The organism is Rhizobium sp. NZLR1, assembly GCF_017357385.1.
GTDB lineage: Bacteria > Pseudomonadota > Alphaproteobacteria > Rhizobiales > Rhizobiaceae > Rhizobium.
The window spans coordinates 4,191,006-4,209,133 of the sequence record NZ_CP071632.1; the positions used below are offsets into that span (position 1 = coordinate 4,191,006).

13 protein-coding genes are annotated in these 18,128 nt (G+C 57.4%); 2 read left to right on the plus strand and 11 right to left on the minus strand.

Features of this window, described 5'->3' with window-relative positions:
• Positions 1 to 68: 68 nt before the first annotated feature.
• The 8 genes from J3O30_RS20600 to J3O30_RS20635 all read right to left on the minus strand — a co-directional run bounded on the left by J3O30_RS20600 (position 69) and on the right by J3O30_RS20635 (position 15,522).
• Positions 69 to 539, minus strand: coding sequence for a hypothetical protein (locus tag J3O30_RS20600; RefSeq protein WP_246762694.1), 471 nt, complete (start codon positions 537 to 539; stop codon positions 69 to 71).
• 3 nt (positions 540 to 542) lie between these two features.
• Entirely contained in the window at positions 543 to 2,018 is a 1,476-nt protein-coding gene (locus J3O30_RS20605) for an HlyD family type I secretion periplasmic adaptor subunit (protein WP_207582030.1), read from the minus strand.
• A complete protein-coding gene (locus J3O30_RS20610; RefSeq protein WP_246762695.1) occupies positions 2,015 to 4,219 on the minus strand; it encodes a type I secretion system permease/ATPase in 2,205 nt (734 codons plus the stop codon). The genes J3O30_RS20605 and J3O30_RS20610 overlap by 4 nt, the downstream gene beginning before the upstream one ends.
• A 67-nt stretch (positions 4,220 to 4,286) precedes the next feature.
• Positions 4,287 to 11,948 carry a hypothetical protein gene (locus tag J3O30_RS20615; protein ID WP_246762696.1) on the minus strand — a complete coding sequence of 2,554 codons (7,662 nt, stop codon included), beginning with the start codon at positions 11,946 to 11,948 and terminating at the stop codon, positions 4,287 to 4,289.
• 11 nt (positions 11,949 to 11,959) lie between these two features.
• The gene (locus J3O30_RS20620; protein ID WP_246762697.1) at positions 11,960 to 12,595 is read right to left on the minus strand and encodes a DUF1629 domain-containing protein; all 636 of its coding nucleotides are present in this window, start codon (positions 12,593 to 12,595) and stop codon (positions 11,960 to 11,962) included.
• Between the two features lie 13 nt (positions 12,596 to 12,608).
• A complete protein-coding gene (locus J3O30_RS20625) occupies positions 12,609 to 13,358 on the minus strand; it encodes a DUF4261 domain-containing protein (RefSeq protein WP_207582031.1) in 750 nt (249 codons plus the stop codon).
• Between the two features lie 659 nt (positions 13,359 to 14,017).
• Positions 14,018 to 15,184: a hypothetical protein gene (locus J3O30_RS20630; RefSeq protein WP_207582032.1), complete on the minus strand. Its 1,167-nt coding sequence runs from the start codon at positions 15,182 to 15,184 to the stop codon at positions 14,018 to 14,020.
• Positions 15,181 to 15,522: a hypothetical protein gene (locus J3O30_RS20635; RefSeq protein WP_207582033.1), complete on the minus strand. Its 342-nt coding sequence runs from the start codon at positions 15,520 to 15,522 to the stop codon at positions 15,181 to 15,183. The genes J3O30_RS20630 and J3O30_RS20635 overlap by 4 nt, the downstream gene beginning before the upstream one ends.
• A 95-nt stretch (positions 15,523 to 15,617) precedes the next feature.
• On the opposite strand from J3O30_RS20635, the gene J3O30_RS20640 reads away from it, so the two are divergent.
• Positions 15,618 to 15,881 (plus strand): helix-turn-helix transcriptional regulator, encoded by a 264-nt coding sequence (locus J3O30_RS20640; RefSeq protein ID WP_207584389.1) that lies wholly within the window; start codon positions 15,618 to 15,620, stop codon positions 15,879 to 15,881.
• Between the two features lie 17 nt (positions 15,882 to 15,898).
• Here J3O30_RS20640 and J3O30_RS20645 read toward each other — a convergent pair whose 3' ends face one another.
• Entirely contained in the window at positions 15,899 to 16,255 is a 357-nt protein-coding gene (locus J3O30_RS20645) for a DUF3768 domain-containing protein (RefSeq protein WP_246762698.1), read from the minus strand.
• Between the two features lie 24 nt (positions 16,256 to 16,279).
• Positions 16,280 to 16,861 carry a DUF2937 family protein gene (locus J3O30_RS33270; protein WP_246762699.1) on the minus strand — a complete coding sequence of 194 codons (582 nt, stop codon included), beginning with the start codon at positions 16,859 to 16,861 and terminating at the stop codon, positions 16,280 to 16,282.
• 246 nt (positions 16,862 to 17,107) lie between these two features.
• On the opposite strand from J3O30_RS33270, the gene J3O30_RS20655 reads away from it, so the two are divergent.
• Positions 17,108 to 17,374, plus strand: a complete 267-nt coding sequence (locus tag J3O30_RS20655; protein WP_207582035.1) for a hypothetical protein — start codon at positions 17,108 to 17,110, stop codon at positions 17,372 to 17,374.
• A gap of 144 nt (positions 17,375 to 17,518) precedes the next feature.
• Here J3O30_RS20655 and aac(6') read toward each other — a convergent pair whose 3' ends face one another.
• A complete protein-coding gene (gene aac(6'), locus J3O30_RS20660; protein WP_207582036.1) occupies positions 17,519 to 17,971 on the minus strand; it encodes an aminoglycoside 6'-N-acetyltransferase in 453 nt (150 codons plus the stop codon).
• Between the last annotated feature and the right edge of the window lie 157 nt (positions 17,972 to 18,128).

Genomic DNA, 18,128 nt, shown 5'->3' on the forward strand with positions numbered 1-18,128 from the left:
CTCGGCATAGTTTTGGCTTTGCTGGGAGTTCTAAAGCCTTGTGTCGATTGCGCACTGTAGCGGACGGTTTAGCGGGAAAATAAGTCATCCCTGAACTTGTAATAGCTGCAGTTGTTCATCGAGTAAAATTCCAAGCCGGGACCTAGTTCGATCCGTGAAAGCTCCCATTCGAACGTGTCGCCATCACCGAGGCCGGCAATCAACGCCATCTTGGACAGTTCCATGATAGGTCCTGGGGGAAAGGGGGCGCCGTAAACGGTTGCTTCTTTGCCGGGGTATTTGCCTTTAATAACCCTCACAATCTCCAAATCGACCCGTATCATCCGGGTCGGAACGTTGCTATCCGCCGGCAGCAAACCCGATTCTCCGATCGACAGCGACTTCACCCGTGCCTCAACCACGACCTTCGCCTTTGCCAGCAATTCGTTGGGGGGAGGACATTGAGGCGTAGCAGCTGCCGGCTTCAGACCAGCTGCCAGAAGCAAAATTGCCTTCAAGCAGAGTCGCACACGCGCTCTTAGCATTGTTGTCTTTCTCATGGCTTACCGCTCCTGCATCGCCTCCGAAGCTATCTCGGCGAGCGGCGAGTAGAGATATTCGAGAATGCGGCGGCTGCCGGTCTTGACCTCGACAGTGACGGACATGCCGGGCGAGAGTGCGACGGGCGTTCCCTCGATGTCGATGCTGGCGACATCCGGCTTGATGACGATGGGGAAAACCAGGTTTTGGACGCGCTGGGCATTGCCGATCGGGATGACGCTCTGCAGCTCCTTTGCCGGCTGGCCTTCGAGCTGCTGCGCGTCCGGTTCCGGAATGGCGTCGGTGGCGATGCGGGTGACCGTGCCGTTGAGAATACCATAGCGGGTGAAGGGAAAGGCCTCGACCTTGATGACGGCAGGCTGCCCCGGCGAGACGAAGCCGATGTCCCGGTTCGGCAGATAGGCTTCGATCTCCAGCAACGCATCATCCGGGACGATCCGCATCAGTTCGGCGCCTGATGTGACCACCTGGCCGACAGTGGTGATCGCGGAGGTCTGGACGATGCCCTTGATGGGACTTTTGATCGTCAGCGATTCAAGCCGCTTCGCCGCCTTGATCAGTTGCTGTTCCTTCTCGTCGATCTGGCGCGATGCTTCCGCCTGCTTCTGCGCGTTGTCGGCGACAAAGGTCTTGATGACTTTCAGCGCTTCGCTGGTCACCGTAACGATCGCGGTTTCCGCTTCCGCCCGCTGACCCACCTGTTCGGCAAGCGTTGCCTCTTCCTTCTGCTTGACCTCGACCGCATCGATGACGCCGGACCGGGAACCGGCGCTGAGATCGACGAGGTTGGAGCGCATCGTCACACGGTCGGTTAGCGTCGCCACCAGCGCCTGCTGGGCGGCGACCATCTCGGTATATCGCTTCAGTGCGGCGAACTGCTGATTGCGCTGGGCGGCGAGACTGTCGAGCGTCGAGGCAAGCTGCTCGAGATCGGAATTATAGAGCAGCGCCTCGCGTGTGCGAATCTCCGCCGGTATGGAGCCGTCGAATTCGGGGGTGATTTCGATCCCACGCGTTCCGCTCCAGAGATCTCCCTTCTGCCAGACGGTGACCTGTGCCAGCGCAGCCCCGCGCCGGGTGACCTCGGCCCGTAGCGCCGCAAGGCTGGTGGCCAGCGTGTTGACTTCGGCCCTCGCTTCGGTCGGATCGAGCTCGACGAGAATGTCTCCGGCTTCCACCTTGGCGCCGTTTGCGACCGGAACCGCGATCGTCTTGCCGACCTCAATCGACTGGATCACCTTGACGCGTCCGGTCGGCTGGATCTTTCCCTGCGCGGTTGCGACGATATCGAAGGTGCCGACATAGCTCCAGGTGAGCGCGCCAGCGGTGAGCAGGCAGATGAACCAGATCAGCGCCGTGCGGATCGGCGATGCCGGTGTCTCCAGGATTTCGAGTGCGGCCGGCAGGAACTCATTGTCCACGCGTAATCGCTTCTGTGGCTTTGGCGGCAGCCGGGGAGGCTGGACATTCTGGTTCATGATTCAACAGGCCCCGTCTGTAATTGCCAGAGATGGGCATAGAGGCCGTTCGGACGGGCCAGCAGCTGCTCGTGCGTTCCCTCTTCGACGATGCGGCCGTCCTTCATGCCGATGATGCGGTTGCAGTGGCGGACGGTCGCCAAGCGATGGGCGATGATGATGACGGTGCGGCCGCGGACGATCTCGCGCATATTGCCGAGAATGATGCGTTCGCTCTCATAGTCGAGCGCGCTCGTCGCTTCGTCGAGGATGAGGATCGGCGGATTGGTGGCAAGCGCACGGGCGATGGCCAGACGCTGCCGCTGGCCGCCGGACAGATTGGCGCCGCGCTCCTCGATCAGCGTGTCATAGCCGCGCGGCAGCTTGGCGATGAACTCGTCGGCGCCGGATAGTCGCGCCATCTGGATTGCGGCGGCCCGCGACATCGCCGGATTGACCATACAGATATTGTCGTGGATCGACCGGTTAAACAGCATGTTCTCCTGAAGCACGACACCGATATTCGACCGCAGCCAGGCTGGATCGACCTGAGCGATATCCTGGCCGTCGACGAAGACCTGGCCGTTGTTCGGAATATAGAAGCGCTGCACCAGCTTGGTCAGCGTCGATTTGCCGGAACCGGAAGGGCCGACGATGCCGATCACCTCGCCCGGCCGGATGGAGAAGGTGATGTCCTTGAGCACGTCCTGGCCATCGGCGGAATAGCGGAAGTTCACCGACTTGAAGCCGATCGCGCCCTTCGGCGGCGGCAGGCTGACGGCCACGCTCGGACGCGGTTCCTGCGGAGCGTTCAGAATATCCGAGAGCCTGGCGACGGAGACCTGCACCTGCTGGAAATCCTGCCAGAGCTGCGACAGGCGCAGGATCGGCTGGGAGACCTGACCGGCGATCATGTTGAAGGCGACGAGCGCGCCGACGGTCAATTCGCCGTCGATGACCGCCTGGGCGCCGAAGAGCAGCAGGGCGGCCGAGGTGATCTTGTTGATGTACTGGATGGCGTTCTGGCCTTTGGCGGCCAACATCGTCGCGAGGAATGACGAGCGCACATAGGCGGCCAATCTCTCCTCCCATTGCGAGGAGACCACCGGCTCGACGGCTGATGCCTTCAGCGTCTGGATGCCGACGACGGTCTCGACGAGCAATTGCTGGCTAAAGGCGCCGCGCTCGAATTTCTCGTCGATCCGTTCCTTGAGGAAGGGTCGGATGAGAAAGCCGATTGCCATGTAGAAGGGTATGGAGGCGACGACGATCCAGGCGAGCTTTGAGGAATAGGAAAACAGCACGAAGATGAAGATGACGGTGAAGATCAGGTCGAGGCCGGAAAACAGGCCCTGGCCGGTGAGGAAATTGCGGATGGTTTCGAGTTCACGCACCCTTGCGACCGTCTGGCCGGTGGCCCGCGTCTCGAAATAGCTGAGCGGCAGGTTGAGGAGATGCCGGAACAGCCGCCGGCCAAGCTCGACATCGATGCGGTTGGTCGTATGCGACAGCGCATGGGTTCTGAGATATTGCAGCACGACGTCGAAGAGCCCGACAGCGGCAAGGCCGACGACGAGCACGATCAGCGTCGAGTAACTGCGATGCGCCAGCACCTTGTCGACGACCACCTGGAAGAACAGCGGCGTCACCAGCGCGAAGATCTGTATGACGAGGGAGGCGGCCAACACATGACCGAAGGCCCGCCGATAACGCCAGATTGCCGGCAGGAACCAGCGGAAGCCGAAATTCTGCTGCGATGCGCCGGGACCGGCAAATTTACGCTGAACGAGAATAAATTCGCCGGAGGTCAGTGCCAGCAATTCATCGGCCTCGACGTTGCGGGCGGAGAAATCGATAGGATTGATCAGCCGATAATGCCCATCGGCCACTAAGCCTGCGAAGACCGCGAAGGTGCCGTCCTTCAACGAGGCAAGGGCGGGCGCCGGAAGGGTCGTCAGTCGTTTGGCTTTGTCGACGCGAACAACGCGCGCCTTCAAGCCGATGATCTTTGCGGCGCGCAGCAGGTCATCATGCGTCGCCTGGCTCGTCAGGGCGAGTTCTCGGCTCAGCGTATCAGGACGCGATGCGATCCTAAAATAACCGGCGACAGCGCAAATGGCCAACAGTCCGCTGTCGGCGATTGCTGCTTCCGGTACGGCATTCGGTGCGTCGTTGTTCCCCGCCACCGCATCACGGTCGGGTGCTGTCTGAACGTCCATCATGGTGTGGGATCAACGAAAGGCGGATATGCCGGCGCCATAAGGCGCCGGCATGAGGCAGGGGATGTTGTTATGCGACATTGGCCGCCTGACTGGACCGTACGGCGAGCAAGGCGTCACCAACCAGATAGTGGTTGTTGCCATCTGCCGACTGATAGGAGCTGGTGCCAGTGATCATCGAGCCATCGGCAAAGGCTTGCGCCCCGTCGTTGCTCGGCAACAGGTTGATCAAGCGGATACCCGCATCCGTCATCGTCTGCAACTCGCCGGCATCACTAACGCCGTTCTGGTTGAGATCGCGCCAGACCCTGAACTCGCTCCATCGATCATCGTTCAGATCGAGGACGTTGTCGTGGTTGGTATCGAAGGCACGCCGGAGGCCGTCGAGGTCGGAAGTCGACTCGTTACTCCAAACGCTGAACGCCAACTCCCGCCCCTGGTCGATCTTTCCGTCAGGGCCGGCCGTTCCATCAGCAGCGAGATCAATCGCCAGGAAGCCGTCCTGGGGGCCGACCCAGGCTGTTTGATCCCCGACACCATCGCCATCCCAGTCGAAACCCACTGGTGAGCCGAGGGCGTCGAGCGGACGAAGATCGATGTGGCTGTCACCGTTCAGGTCCAAGAGTACAGGACTGGTGCCGGTCGCTATGACGCGCCCTTGGGCATCATACTTTTTCCACCAATCCAAGGTGCCACCCTGGTCGGAATGATATTCGTATTCAATACGGGTGCCGTCATCGAAATAGGTGTCACCGCTGGTTCTGACTCCGTACCGGTCATAGCGGATGATGTCTGTGGTCCAGGCCTGGTTCCCAAGATAGTCGCGATAAGTATAAACCCACTTCTTCGACTCGTCCATTTGCGTGAACGTTTGCATAAGAGCACCCGATGCCGAGTAGGAATCGGTGTAATATCTCCAATTATTGGCGTTACTGACGTCATAAGTCGTCTTGTCCGTTTGCCCGCTATCGAAGGTCGTTTCTTCGTAAGTCGTCTGTCCGGCGCTATTCTGGATTACGAGACGGGATGACCAGTTTGCGTTTGCCCGGTCCCACGCATAATAGCGCTTGTCGCCATTGTCGTAGTAGATGTTCTGAGCCGAGAGTTGATTGCTGGCATTGTAGGAATAGTCGATGCGAGACCAATTCACGGCATTGGCGGGATCGTAGCTGGTGACATAGCGGGTGCTGTCATCGTTGGTTTGATCTACTCCGACCAGCCTATTCGCAGTGTCATAGGTTTGCTTGATGGTCGACCATGACAGGTTGCCCGCGACGTCAGAAGCGGTCTTCGTGCCGTCATCGGCGGTCTCAAGCTTGTAAGTCAACTGCCCGGCCGCATTGTAGTTCTGTTGAATCTGTGACCATGACGCAGCATTCGATGGATCGAAAGCTATCTCTATCCGGGATCCATCGTCGTTGATCTGTGTTTCGAGCGTCTTCCTGCCGGCGGCGTCGTATTGCTGCTCGATCCTTGTCGATGTGCTCGCATTCAGCGGATCGTAGAAAGTGACGGTTGTCAGCAAGCCGGCCTTATTGGCATTGGCTACACTCAGCGTGTGTCCACTCGCTCCGTCGTATGTCGTCGTGGTCGAGCTTCCGTCGGCCGCGACGATCGTCTCGGCGGTCTTGCGGCCCAGTGAGTCCGTCGTGATGCTGGAGGAAAGCGAGCCGATCGCGGTCACCTGAACGACGTTTGTCTGTGTCATTGCGCCGCTGGCGTTGAGATCGACCTTCGTCAGGGTGATCGAGCCGTCGGCATGAATCACCGCAGTCTCCGTGTGATCGATGCTGCCGTTATTGCCAACATCCTTCGACAGCGTGGTGATCAGGCCATCGGCGCTGGTCGAGATCGTGCCCTTTGCCGTCACCGCGCCACTGGCATTGGTTTCCGTCACTGCCGTGACGATGGAGCCGTCGACTTGGATGGTCGACTGCATGACCGTCTCGTAGACGCCGTTGCCGTCATAGTCGTATTTGGCGATCTTGGTGCGGCCATCCGCTGATGTGGTTGTCTCGACCTTCGCCGCGATTGCCTGGGTCCAATAAGCGCCGCCCGGCGTCAGGTTGGAAACCAATCGAGCCGTGGCATTGTTGGTGACAACAGAGACTGAGGCACCGGTGGAATCGACGGTGACGGTTTCGACCTGATCGTTCGTTCCGTCGCCATTGATATCCTTCGACGTCGTCTTCAGCCTGCCGTCGGCAGAGCTCTGGATCGTCGTCGTTGAAGCTAGCGTGCCGGCCGGCAGATCCGTATCAGAAATGACAGTGGTGCTGCTTCCGTCGGCATTGGCGGTAAAGTTCGTCACCCGCTGACGGTCGATTGTGCCATTGCCATCGAGATCCCAGGTTGTCGTGGTCAGGCGACCGTCCGCGGATACGACGACGGTCGACTTGTCCTTGACTGTTTCGTCAGCCTTAAAGTTGGTGGTGACCGATGTCTGGATGCCGGAATTGGCGGTGACCGTCTCCTGATGTTGATCGACCTTGCCATCACCGTTGCCGTCGCGATCAATGGTGACGGTCAGCTTATCGGCGCTGGTGAGGCTGACGATCTTGCCGAACAGGATAGTTCCGCCACTATCCCTCGTTTCCACTGTCTCGCGCACAGCGCCGTCCGCCAGCACCGTGATTGTGTCGGTTACGCTCTGGTTGGTAAACCCCGGACGCTCCTGGCTCGATGCAACGATCAGGCCGTTGGCGCTGATCGCGGTAATGCTCCTGGAGATCAGAGAACCATCGGCCTTCTTGCTTTCCACCGTCCGCGTCTTGGTGCCGTTGGCGTTCAAGACGGTGACATCGGTCGCTGTCTGGCTGTAGGTGCCTGCACCGGTCGGGTCGATCTGAGTGGTGATCGACAGGCCGTTGGCGCTTGTCGTGACGAGGGTGCGGCTGGTCAGCGTCGTGCCCGTCAGGTTGCTGATCGTCTGCGTTTTCGAGCCATTGGCGTTGAGAACGCTGACGTCGGTCCGGCTCTTGTCGAAGGTGGTGCCGCCACCGGTGCCTGTTGTATCCCATTTGGTGGTAACGGTCAGGCCGTCTCCCGACACCTCTGTCAGCGTGATGCTCTTGGTGACGCCGGCGACGAGATCCTTCGTCGTGGTCGTCTTGCTGCCATTCGCTTTTAGAACCGTCGTGCTGGTCGTCTTCCTTTCGATCGTCGTAGCATCGCCGCTGCCGTCGCCGTCGCTGTCGTATGCGATGGTCTGCGTTAGGCCGTCAGCATACGTCGTAACAGTTTTAGAGGCCTTCACCACATTGTTGGCGCCCAAGTCGCTGAGGACCTGGACCGTCTTGCCGTCAACCTGCTTCGTCGTGACCGATTTTTTATCAACTGTGTTATCGCCGTCGACATCGACGGTGACCGTGATCGAGAGACCATGAGCCGCGACCGTGGAGACGGTCTTGCTTTCCAGCGTCGTTCCATCCGCCTTGAAATAGGACAGCGTCTCCGTCGTGCCGCCATCGGCGTTGAGAACTGTGACGTCGCTCATGGAGCGAACGGTCGAGTCACTGGCGTCAGCCCAGCTTACCGTATTGCTCAGACCGCTGGCGCTAACGTTCGCCGTCGTGCGGGAGATCAGCGCATCGCCGATACCCGTCTTCGAGATCGTCTCGGTGCGGCTGCCGTCCGCGTTCAGCATCGTGACGTCGGTGGTGACGAGTTCAAAACCATTGACACCGTCGAGGTCGGAGCTCCACGTCTTAGACAGCCCGTCATCCAAGATCGTGACGATCGCCTGACTTTCGAGTGTGCCAGCAGCATTATACTGCTTAATTTCGTCCGTCTGCGTTCCGGCGTCGTTGATGGTGATCGTTTCTACAAAGTCGACAACGGCGTCGCTATCGATCTTGGTGTTCACCGTGGTGGTTTTCTGGTCGGCGCTGACGGTGGTGATCCTCTGCGAGATCAGCGTGGCGGCTGCGTCGGTTGCCTTCACCGTTTCGTTGGTGGTGACCGATCCGAGCGGATCGAGCGGGGTCTTCTTCCACGACAGCGTCTGGTTGACTGTGCCGTCGCCGTCCAGATCGTAATCGGCCGCTCCGGAAAGGCCGTTGAGGTTGGTCGTCACTTTCGTCGAATTTGCAAGCGTCGTTCCCCGATAATTCGATACGGTCTGGAACTGCATGCCATAGGTGTCGAAGGTCGTGACATCGGTCGTCTTGGTATCAACCACCTCGTCGGCGTTGATGTACTCGCTCGTCGTGATCGACATGCCGTTGCCGCTGGTGACGACCGTCTTCTTGTTGAGACGCGTGGCATCGCTGCTCGTCAGAGAAACCGTCTCGGTCTTGCTCCCATCGGCATTCAGCACTGTCTGGTCACTGGTGATACGGTCGCCGACGCCATCGTGGTTCAAATCCGCCGACACGGTCTTGGTCAGGCCATTGCCGCTGATGTCGGTGATTGTCGTGCTGATCGTCGATGCATCAGCGGCGTATTGCCGCTCCCAGATGTTGATATTGCCGCTGGTCGAGACCGTCTCGACCCGGCGCGTGTCGGTCCTGCCGTCGCCATCCGCATCCGTCACGATGGTGGTGACCTGGCGATTGGCGCTGACGTCGGTGACGATCTGGGACTTGAGCGTTCCGTCGGCGCTCGTGCTCCTCACCGTTTCCTTCCGCGCTCCAGTGGCGTCCAGAAAGATGATGCTCTTCGTCATGTCTTCGATGGTGCCGTCGCCGTTGACGTCGGTCTGAACGTACTGGGTCAGACTGTCGGCCGATGTGTTGGTAAGGGTCTTGGCGATGGTCACGCCGTTGGCGTTCTTCGATGTCACCGTTTCGGTGCGGCTGCCATCCGACCAGGTCGTGATGACATCCGTCACCACGAGGTCGTTGATGGTATCGCCGTTGACGTCCGTGCTCGTCGTCGTCGACAAACCGTCGGCGGATGTGACGGCCACGGTTTTCAGGACCAGTGAGCCGTCCGCATTGAGGGAGCTGACCGTTTTAGTCGTCTTGCCATCCGTTCCGACCACGATCTCGGTCAATCTGTCGGTCTTGGTGTCACCATTCGCATCTTCGGTGATCGTGATCGATTTGCCGTCAAGGCTGGTCTTCGTAACCGTCTGGGACAGCAGCGTACCTGTTGTGCCGGTCTTGGTGCGATGCTGGACCGTCTGGGTCCGGTTGGTGGCGTCGATCACCGTCACATCGGTATCTGTGAAATCGATAACGCCATCGGCGTTAACGTCGCTCGTCGTGGTCTTCGACAATCCGTTGGCGGTGGTGATTGTCGTCGATTTCGAGCGTAGAATAGAGGAGGCGTTGGTGTTGTAGGTCGAGGTGACAAGTGTCACGTCGCCTGATGCTGCCGTGGTAGAGGTGGTGACAGTTTTGGTTTCGCGTGGTCCGTTACCGTCCGCATCGACGGATACGGTAATGGTGCGACCATCAGCACTGGTTGAGGTGTCAACCTCTGATAGAAGCTTGCCGTTCGAGCTGCGATCGATCACTGTTTTAGTGCGGCTGCCGTCCCCCGCGACTGTGGTGGTCTCAGTGGTGATATCGTCGTAAGCCCCGTTTCCATCCCGGTCGAGGCTGGTGGTCTTCACTAAGCCGTTAGCGGAGCCGTTCACGGCTGTGCCAAACAGGACCGTACCGTTGACGCTGAGCTGCTGGATGGTCGTCGTAGACGAGCCGTCGGCGTTTTTGACGAAAATCTGCCGTTGGTCGGCAATGCCATCACCGTCCTGGTCGAGCGTCGTCGTCACGGTCAGATGATCGGCGCTGGTGACCGTCATGGTGCGATCCGAAAGCGATCCGTCAGCATTGAAGTTAGAGACGGTCTTCGTCTGGACGCCCGAGGCATCGGTGGTGAGCACATTGGTCTGTGAGCGATCGAATGTACCATTACCGTCGTCGTCGAACTGCGTCTGGACGCTTTTTCCATCGGCACTGGTGGTGACGACGTTGCGGAAGGCAAGACTGCCGTCAGCATTGTAAGCAAGGATCGTCTTCTCGACCGAACTGTCGGCCTTCGTTGTGCTGGTCGTCTTGACAATATAGGCGTCGTCATCGGCCATCAATTGCACGTCGCCGACTGTTCCCATTGTGCCATCAGCGCGGGTGAAAGTGGTCGTTCCCGTGACGGCAGATCCATCGCTAAAGGCCTGGCCGCTGCCCTTCGGCGTCAGGTCGATCGAGGTGATGCCGAGGCTATCGAGCGTCACCAGCTGGCCGTTAACCTCCACCCGGAACTTCGACCATTGCGCGTCACCGGCGTCGAGCTTGCCGTTGCCGTTGGTGTCGAAAATATGCTTCAACGCCTCAAGATCGCTCGTTGCCGAAGAATCCCATTCCGTGAAGGCAAACTCGTTCGACTGACTGATCTTGCCGTCGCCATTCGCGTCGATGACAAGAACGCCAGTGCCCTGAGCAGCCCATGCGCTTCTCGATTGGTAGCCGCTCCCGTCAAGATCGATGAACCTGGATGAGGATGAGAGCGGATCAATGTCTAGCCCGTTTCCGGATAGGTCGAGCAGGATGGGGTAGTATGCATGTTCGCTGAAGGAGCTAGTTGCTTTACCGCTCACGCTTCTCGAGGCACCACTTATCGAATTGCTCGAAGAACTGCCCGTTTTCCCGCTTGTGCTTCTTGAGGCACCGCTCAACGCATTGCTCGATGAACTGCTTGTCTTCCCGCTTGTGCTTCTTGAAGCGCCACTTATAGCATTGCTGGGCCACTCCCCGTATACTCTTGTATTCTGATTGTCGGTCAAAGCACTTGGCCTTGTCGCAGGCGTTGGCCCGTGCTGCGGCGTGGACGCAAATCCACCGCCAGAGGAGCTATTGTTACTTCTCGAAGATACACCGCCCGACGACGAGCCGCCGTATGAACTGCTAAAGCCGTCGTAGATATCGGCGGAGCCGCCGCGACCGATCGAGCCGGAATATCCGCCGCCCTCGCCATAGGAAGAGGCGTCCCAGAAATTCCGAAAATCCGACAGTTTTGCGGGCGCAAGCGGTGCGACGGAAGGAACCGGTGAGGGCGCTGCAATTGGTGTGAGCGGATCGGTGGCCGAGATTCTTGCAGGCGACGGCACCGGGGTCGTGGACATCGGGCTCGGGAGTTGTGTAGAATTCGGTGTTGTCCGCTCGAAAAGTGGGTTTTCTCGAAGCCATTCAGCCTCGCCCGCATTCGCCTCATCGGCATCGAAATAATTCAACGCAAAATCGAGTGGAAGTGCCGCTCCATACGCGGCGTACTTGCCCAGACGTCCCCAGGGTATCCTCGAGGCTACGGATTCCCCTTCCGCAACCGCGGCATCCGCGGCGCCTGCGGCAAGCTCTTGCAGCCTTCGATATGCGGTAGAATTAGAAAAAAACTCTTTGTTCACTGCATTCGTAGCTAGCTTTGCGCCATCTTTTGTAGCATCGAGCGACCACAAATAGTTAGGAAGTAGATTTTGACGAGCCAGAGCCGCTCTCATCTCGGACTGCAGATCGCCGATAGCTTCGGTTGCAGCTCTTCTTAAGCTTTCCGGTGAGTTCCTAGATAGCGCTCCATCTAGGTCGCTGAAAATATCCCTCAATGGCCGCATGTACGTATCAACATGCCCTCCTGGATGAGGGGCCATTCCAAACAAATTCGCTAAGCGTTCCGTACGCGGAAGATCCAGCAGATTTGCTGCCGCATCTCTTTCTATGCCAAGGGCGCTAAATAGCCCAGAAAACCTTCTGAATGCACTCTGGGGAATCTGGTGATGCCCTATCCAATCGGCCATGAAAATATTCCTTATAATTCTTTCAAAAAGCCGACTTGTTGGAAAGTCGCGCCTTTGATACCATTTTCTTTACAAAGGTCCTTGAAGGTTTGATCGCAGAATATTGCCACCGCATACTCGACCAAGCGGAAGAGCTGCGCGCCCTTGAGCGCATCAGGGAGAAAGCACCAATCAGCTCCGCCCGATATCATATAGCCGCCCCCCCTAGTGACGCGAATTAAGGGGGAATTTTCGACATCCACCGCATTGAGATATGAATCAACAACGCTGCACAGCCAGATTGTCGGGCCGATTTTTCCGTTCGAAAACTCCGTCTCGCAAAGCAGGTATTCGCATGACTTTGGAGCGAACTCGTCGAGCACCCTTTTCATTTTGTCGGAGATGAAAAGGAAATAATCCACAGAATAGATGTCTTGCACCTTCCGCTTCGGATCAAAGATCAGCTTTGGCTTTTCAAGATATTCGGGGATGCGCCACGGCCCTCGGGGCAAAGCTAGCATGCTATCCGGCCACGGAGTTCCCCTATGATTGAGGCCGAGGCCTCCGCCATCCGGTTGCAGGCTATCCAGATTCGCGAACTCCCAGCCATAATTCCCACTTGAATAAAGCATATAGACTTTTTTGGGCTTTGCGCCGGCGCCACTCACGCTTTCCTCCGCGTTATTGCTGGAAGTACAGGCTGTACACTTGGTTGCGATTGATCAACGATTTCTCGATCTTCACGAGAATTTTCTGCTGATCGGATCCGACTGTGTCCCCATCCACTATATTCGGTCGGTACTCAATCAAGTACGTCGCGAAGGCAAACATGAACTCATGCAAGCTCTGAACAGTACCAGGGTAGCCTCGTACTTCGATCTCCTTTAAACCGAAGATGCCCAAACCTTCCGTCGAGCAAAAGATCGAAGGCACCGAAAAGCGCGCGTCTTCTTCTTTCGCAAAAGAGCAGGAAACAAAAAGTGGAACGGCGACCTCGGTATCCTTCTCAAGCACCGACAGCACCATTGAAGTCGGCAACAATGTCCCTGAAGACGGATAGCCGACGCCGATCGTGGAAGGAACGCTTGCCAAGATCAGCCGCAGCATCCGTTGGAGGCCGATAGCTTTTTGCGTTGCGTTGCCCCCGAAAATAGTAACAATCATATGGGCCTGGTGTCGGCTGACCTCTTCCCAAGCCGAGGGCCAAAACCATGCGTTTCTGATTTCCGGGTCGGTTTCGGCCAAAGGAGCCTTAACATCCATGAACATCAAGCTGCCGCCCAAAACGCCGTCGTGAAAGACGAAAAGCGGCTTACTATCGGTGTTGTCGGAAATCTCTAAATTCGAGTCGGGCCAGCTCTGGCGCAACGCGAGAGAGATGGACGACAGACAGTTCGGATCGCCCTCTTTCATAAATATGATCGCGATCATTGCGTCGGAATTCGAAGCTGGCTCATTCGGAGATGATACTGGGGAGCTCATGGGGTCCTGCTAACTGCCATTGCGTGCCAAATAACCTGATATTTTCAGAATTGGCGCGGCGTGAATCACACTGTACTCAGCAAAATGCCCGAAATTCTGACATTCGGTCAAACTGGAAGCACTAAATAGCGCAAGCATCGAATTACCTAAAACGATTGTTGAAAACAAAATTTCACCCCCCGGCGATCAAATAAATACCGCAAAAAATAATTCAACTTAATGATGAGTTAATTTTGCTCGCCTGCGTTGTCAATAGCAACAAACAGGGTTGCAATCAATTTTTTTATATTAGCAATTAGTTGCAATGCAGAGTTAGCCCCGCATGCCTTGCAAGATCAATTATTATCTAAAACCTCGTGCGATTGGTCGCGCATGCCTTTTCCTGCGAAGGAATTGAATTCATGAACCAGATGTCACGACCATTTTCTACGTTTCATAGCGCGAGAAATTTTTCTAGAAAGATACAAAGAAAGCGCGGGAAGTAGGGAGAACTTGACTTCGCCTATACATTGATATTTTTCGTCTACAAAACACTACTGCTATCGATATTATAGCGACGCTGGAGACGAATTGTCATGACGCGGGCGCGTTCAATATGTCGATGGTTCTCACTTAGGCTGAACTGGCGATTCCGCGGCAGTTGAATCTGGCTCGGGTGTGCCAAAGCAGGCCTTGAATTTGGGAATAGCTTCGGTGGCTCCATTGAGGCCGACAACAACGCGCTCACCCTTTGCACCGGTGACGGAAAGTTCCTTGCCCTGCGACATTTGCTCAAGCAAGTCTGCCGGCAGTTGATCGAATTCATGCCAGCCGGAATAGTCGCTTTGGCCTCCGTCCGACACATATGCTCGTTTGTCATCCACGTGCCACGTCGCTCTGGTGTCGCCCGTGAAGAGACCTTCGACAAAACCAACGATTTCCTCACCCGGTGACGCCATGAACCCAACCTTGATATCGCCCTTCCGCACTTCGGCGTAGCAGGTTTCGCCCCAATCTTCCTCGGCGGTAGTGAAGCGCCACACGTCCGAACGAGCAGCCGCTTCCACCTGATCGTTGGCGATCGGCGGCGCCTGCGAGGCAGAATCGGCACCGCTCGAAGCTTGCGGTTTCAGTGGTGACGTGCTGCTAAGTGGCGTGCTGCCGCCTTGCGCGGGATCTGCTGCCATCTGACTCAGGTCGGACAGGCATTGTTGGTATTCGCTGAAAGCCAACTTCTGTTCGAACCTCTCGAACGATGCCGGATTCCATGGCGGTTCATCGCCGTCGACGAACTTGAACCATAGGGTTGATCCATACTTCGTTCGGAGAAATACGCCATTCAGCAGCCCGTTGCCCATTTCTGCCAGCCAATTCGGGTCGTAGTCGGCGACAAGCGTAGCCATCGTGTCCTTGGTCTCTACCTTGAACACCATAGGCGGTCCTTCGATGACCTGATTGCCACTAACGATTTTGATCAGGTTGCCGACCTTGACCTTAACAGTTGCGCCAATGGGGAGTTGCCATCCCGACTTTCGAAGCTTGATGATCGTTCGGTAGCTGCCAGCTTCCCTTGATGGGTAGAATTGAAGCGCGACGGACATGGGTTCGAACGACGTGGTTTTCACTTCGCAGTAGGGGCCGTCACCGAACTCGCTCCCAGTGCCCCGGTGTACGATTTGGATCGCCCATGACGTTCCCCGATAGTATGCCTTCTCTTGGGCGAAGGCCGGGCTACTGACGAAGCACGCCCATAAGATCCACCAGTGCACAATTGCGATTGTTTTGAGCTTGGTCATGCAACCTGCTTTTTCTTGCCGGAGTGCCACGAGAAGAACGTCATCACGGCCAGCACCAAAGCGATGAAGCCCCAGATCGTCAGGTCGGAAAAGCTGCCCTGCGTCGAAGCCAAAAAGGCGAAGGCTGCCGCCAGCCCGAACATGATCGCGCCGACGAGCGGCAGAGCGAACGAGAATGCCCCGGCGATGAAGAACAGCAGGCCGACCAGCATGCCGATGGCAGCCGCACCTCCGGTCGCTTTGTCCTGCAGCAGGCCGCTACCGGCCGTGACCGCGCATGACTGCATCAGCACGAGCAGGCCCAAGAAGATTCCAATAATTCCGATTGCGATTTTCATAGTTTGTCCCCAGCAGCGCAAACCTCGCGCCGAAATTGAAATATGTTGGATATATCCGATGGATTACGAGCCTTCAAGATGGTCGCCATGCCACGATGGATACTCGTGATCGACTGGCTTGGAATCTTAGGAAGGTGCGCGCCGACAAGAAGGTGACGCAGGAAAACCTTGCCGTTGATGCGGGTGTCGATCGCACGACCATCAGCGGAATCGAGCGCGGTGATTTCAACGTGTCGATCGATCTCCTCGATCGGATCGCATCCGCATTGGCGATTGATGTTGCTGAACTCTTCGCGATCCCGATCGAGGGTGAAGCGCCGCCGAGTACGCTGCCTGCCGGACGCAAGCCCGGTCGGTAATTTGGCGAGATCGGGCATCAGTATTCGTCCGCCCGCATGATGGTGAGCACGCGACGCGTGACGTGCGGATTCGCGGGGTCTGGTGACCCCATACCGTAATCCTGGTCGTAGTAGTCGATCTTCCAGAAATAGCTGACCCCATCCTGTTCAATGGCGCCGAAGTCGTGCTCGTTGTATGGATCATTACCAGCGTCAAAGGCCGTGAAGCCGACAACGGCCATCAGCAGGGCCAGCCGTTGGTCGTGGGGCAGAGCGCTGACCCCCGGGGTGATGACAGCCCTGCCGGCTGTTGGATTGCGCCTGAAGGCGTCATTGAGGGTTCGAACGGCGGCCGTCCTGTCGACGGCCTCCGGCTGATGGTTTGATGAGGTCATGGCCGAGCTTCGCATCGAGACCTCTCACAGCTTCACGCTGGGGTGCAGCAGCGCCACGTCTTCAAGCCGGCGGTTGAACGGCGGTAGATCGAGGTAATGCCGCCACTGCAGGCGCAGAACATTGTCGGGCTTCAGCTCAACGACCGTGGCTTCAAACCACCCCTCGAGCGGATCCTCCGTGGCGAGCACCAAGCTACCGACGACGACCTTATCCCAGCCATCCGGCACATTGCTCGGCGTTGCAGTATGTCCCTGTTGCGAAACGTCAGCTGGGGAAGCCCGCACTTCCTCCGCTTTGGCCCGATCGGCCTCGGGCAGGTGGGCCGCAATCTGCTTGTAGAGGTCCTGCTTGATCGTGCTCTGCATCGAGACGCCGCGGTCGCGGAGGAAATCGTCGGAGGATTGCGCATAGGCGCTCAGCGCCTGCTGGCGATCAAGGTGGTGCTCTGCTGCCTGGGTGTTGAAATCCTCGACGATGACGCGCAATTCGTCGATCGCCCCGCCGATCCGCTGGCGGTATTGCTGGGCAAATTCCGGCGCCTGCGAAAAGACCGTGCCGCCGGCAAGCCCGGCGACGATGGCGATGATCCTTGCAGTCGCTCCCATTCTCGATGCCTCCGGCTCTCCTCAGCGCCAACGCGCGTCGCGATCTTTCAGATACGCTGGTCGCGCTTTAGTTCTTTGTTTTACGCATGTCGTTATCGCAAAACCGCGGACACTTTTGCGCGACATGCTTTAACGATCCGCGGCCGCAAAGGTTTCGCAACGACACAATCGGTAACGCTATGTGATTGAACCGACAGCGCTTCCGGCGAGTTGCTCCCGTGACCAACTGAGAAAGAGAGACTTGTCATGAAACAGATTATCCTTGCCTGCACACTCGCCGCTGCATCGATTTTTTCCGCCATGCCGTCCCAGGCGGCCAGCGTCACCATCACCACGGATGACGCACGGCCCTACTATCGCCATGCCGAACGGCCCTACTATCGCCATGCGGAACGGCCATATTATCGGGAGCACGTGAGGCCGCGCCACGTGTCCCGCGATTGCTTCACCAAGACGGAAAAAATTCGCCGTCACGGCCATACGGTCATCGAGGAAACCCGGGTCTGCCGATAGGCGATCCAAGCACGAAGCCCGGCTGATCAGCCCAGCCCCTAACGGAAATGTGGAATACTTTCTGTAGCAAATATCTGTCGCGAAACTCCAACTTTTGCGAGTGAGTTTCGCGACAAGCCATCCTCGTGGAAGGGCAACACCGGCCTACAGTGGCTTTCGGAAGAACACGACGCGCTGTGTCTCCTCAAATCCTAAAGCGGTATGGAGCGCATGGCTGGCTGAATTCTCAAGCGGCGCGTCAGAGCCAAACTCAACACACCCAAGCGGCTTCCCCCAATCGGCAACAGCATTGCACAGCAATCGTGCGATACCTTTTCGCCTGTCAACGGGCCGGACATAAATCCCTTCGAGGAATAGAACGGGCGAGCTGCTGCATCCATTCACATAATCATGTCGCAAGGTGGCTTCAGCAAACCCGACAGCTTCATTCGCAGCATTTCGAGCGATGAACGCGACGGCTTCTCCACTTTCTGAAAGAAACGCCCGGTCCAACTCAGCTCGATGATCGTCAAGCGAGTGATGCGGCCATAGTGCAACGCGAAGCTGCGCCCATGGCTCAACATCTTTTATAGTCCCAATCTCGATAGTCGATTCCATATTGCGGCTGCCTTCTTGTCGCAAAAATCCCAATTAACGCGACAGTTTGGGACAGGTGTGTGCGCAGAATGCTTCACGAAGATATTTCCAGCAAGATGAACCGCCCCAAACACCCATGCCACAGGGATTCGGCACCAGTATCTACTTGGATTCCACA

Excerpts from the sequence above, each read along its gene's own strand:
- J3O30_RS20600 (WP_246762694.1), bottom strand. The coding sequence starts at position 539 with ATGAGAAAGACAACAATGCTAAGAGCGCGTGTGCGACTCTGCTTGAAG.
- J3O30_RS20605 (WP_207582030.1), bottom strand. The coding sequence starts at position 2,018 with ATGAACCAGAATGTCCAGCCTCCCCGGCTGCCGCCAAAGCCACAGAAG.
- J3O30_RS20610 (WP_246762695.1), bottom strand. The coding sequence starts at position 4,219 with ATGATGGACGTTCAGACAGCACCCGACCGTGATGCGGTGGCGGGGAAC.
- J3O30_RS20615 (WP_246762696.1), bottom strand. The coding sequence starts at position 11,948 with ATGGCCGATTGGATAGGGCATCACCAGATTCCCCAGAGTGCATTCAGA.
- J3O30_RS20625 (WP_207582031.1), bottom strand. The coding sequence starts at position 13,358 with ATGATCGCGATCATATTTATGAAAGAGGGCGATCCGAACTGTCTGTCG.
- J3O30_RS20630 (WP_207582032.1), bottom strand. The coding sequence starts at position 15,184 with ATGACCAAGCTCAAAACAATCGCAATTGTGCACTGGTGGATCTTATGG.
- J3O30_RS20635 (WP_207582033.1), bottom strand. The coding sequence starts at position 15,522 with ATGAAAATCGCAATCGGAATTATTGGAATCTTCTTGGGCCTGCTCGTG.
- J3O30_RS20640 (WP_207584389.1), top strand. The coding sequence starts at position 15,618 with ATGGATACTCGTGATCGACTGGCTTGGAATCTTAGGAAGGTGCGCGCC.
- J3O30_RS20645 (WP_246762698.1), bottom strand. The coding sequence starts at position 16,255 with ATGACCTCATCAAACCATCAGCCGGAGGCCGTCGACAGGACGGCCGCC.
- J3O30_RS33270 (WP_246762699.1), bottom strand. The coding sequence starts at position 16,861 with ATGGGAGCGACTGCAAGGATCATCGCCATCGTCGCCGGGCTTGCCGGC.
- J3O30_RS20655 (WP_207582035.1), top strand. The coding sequence starts at position 17,108 with ATGAAACAGATTATCCTTGCCTGCACACTCGCCGCTGCATCGATTTTT.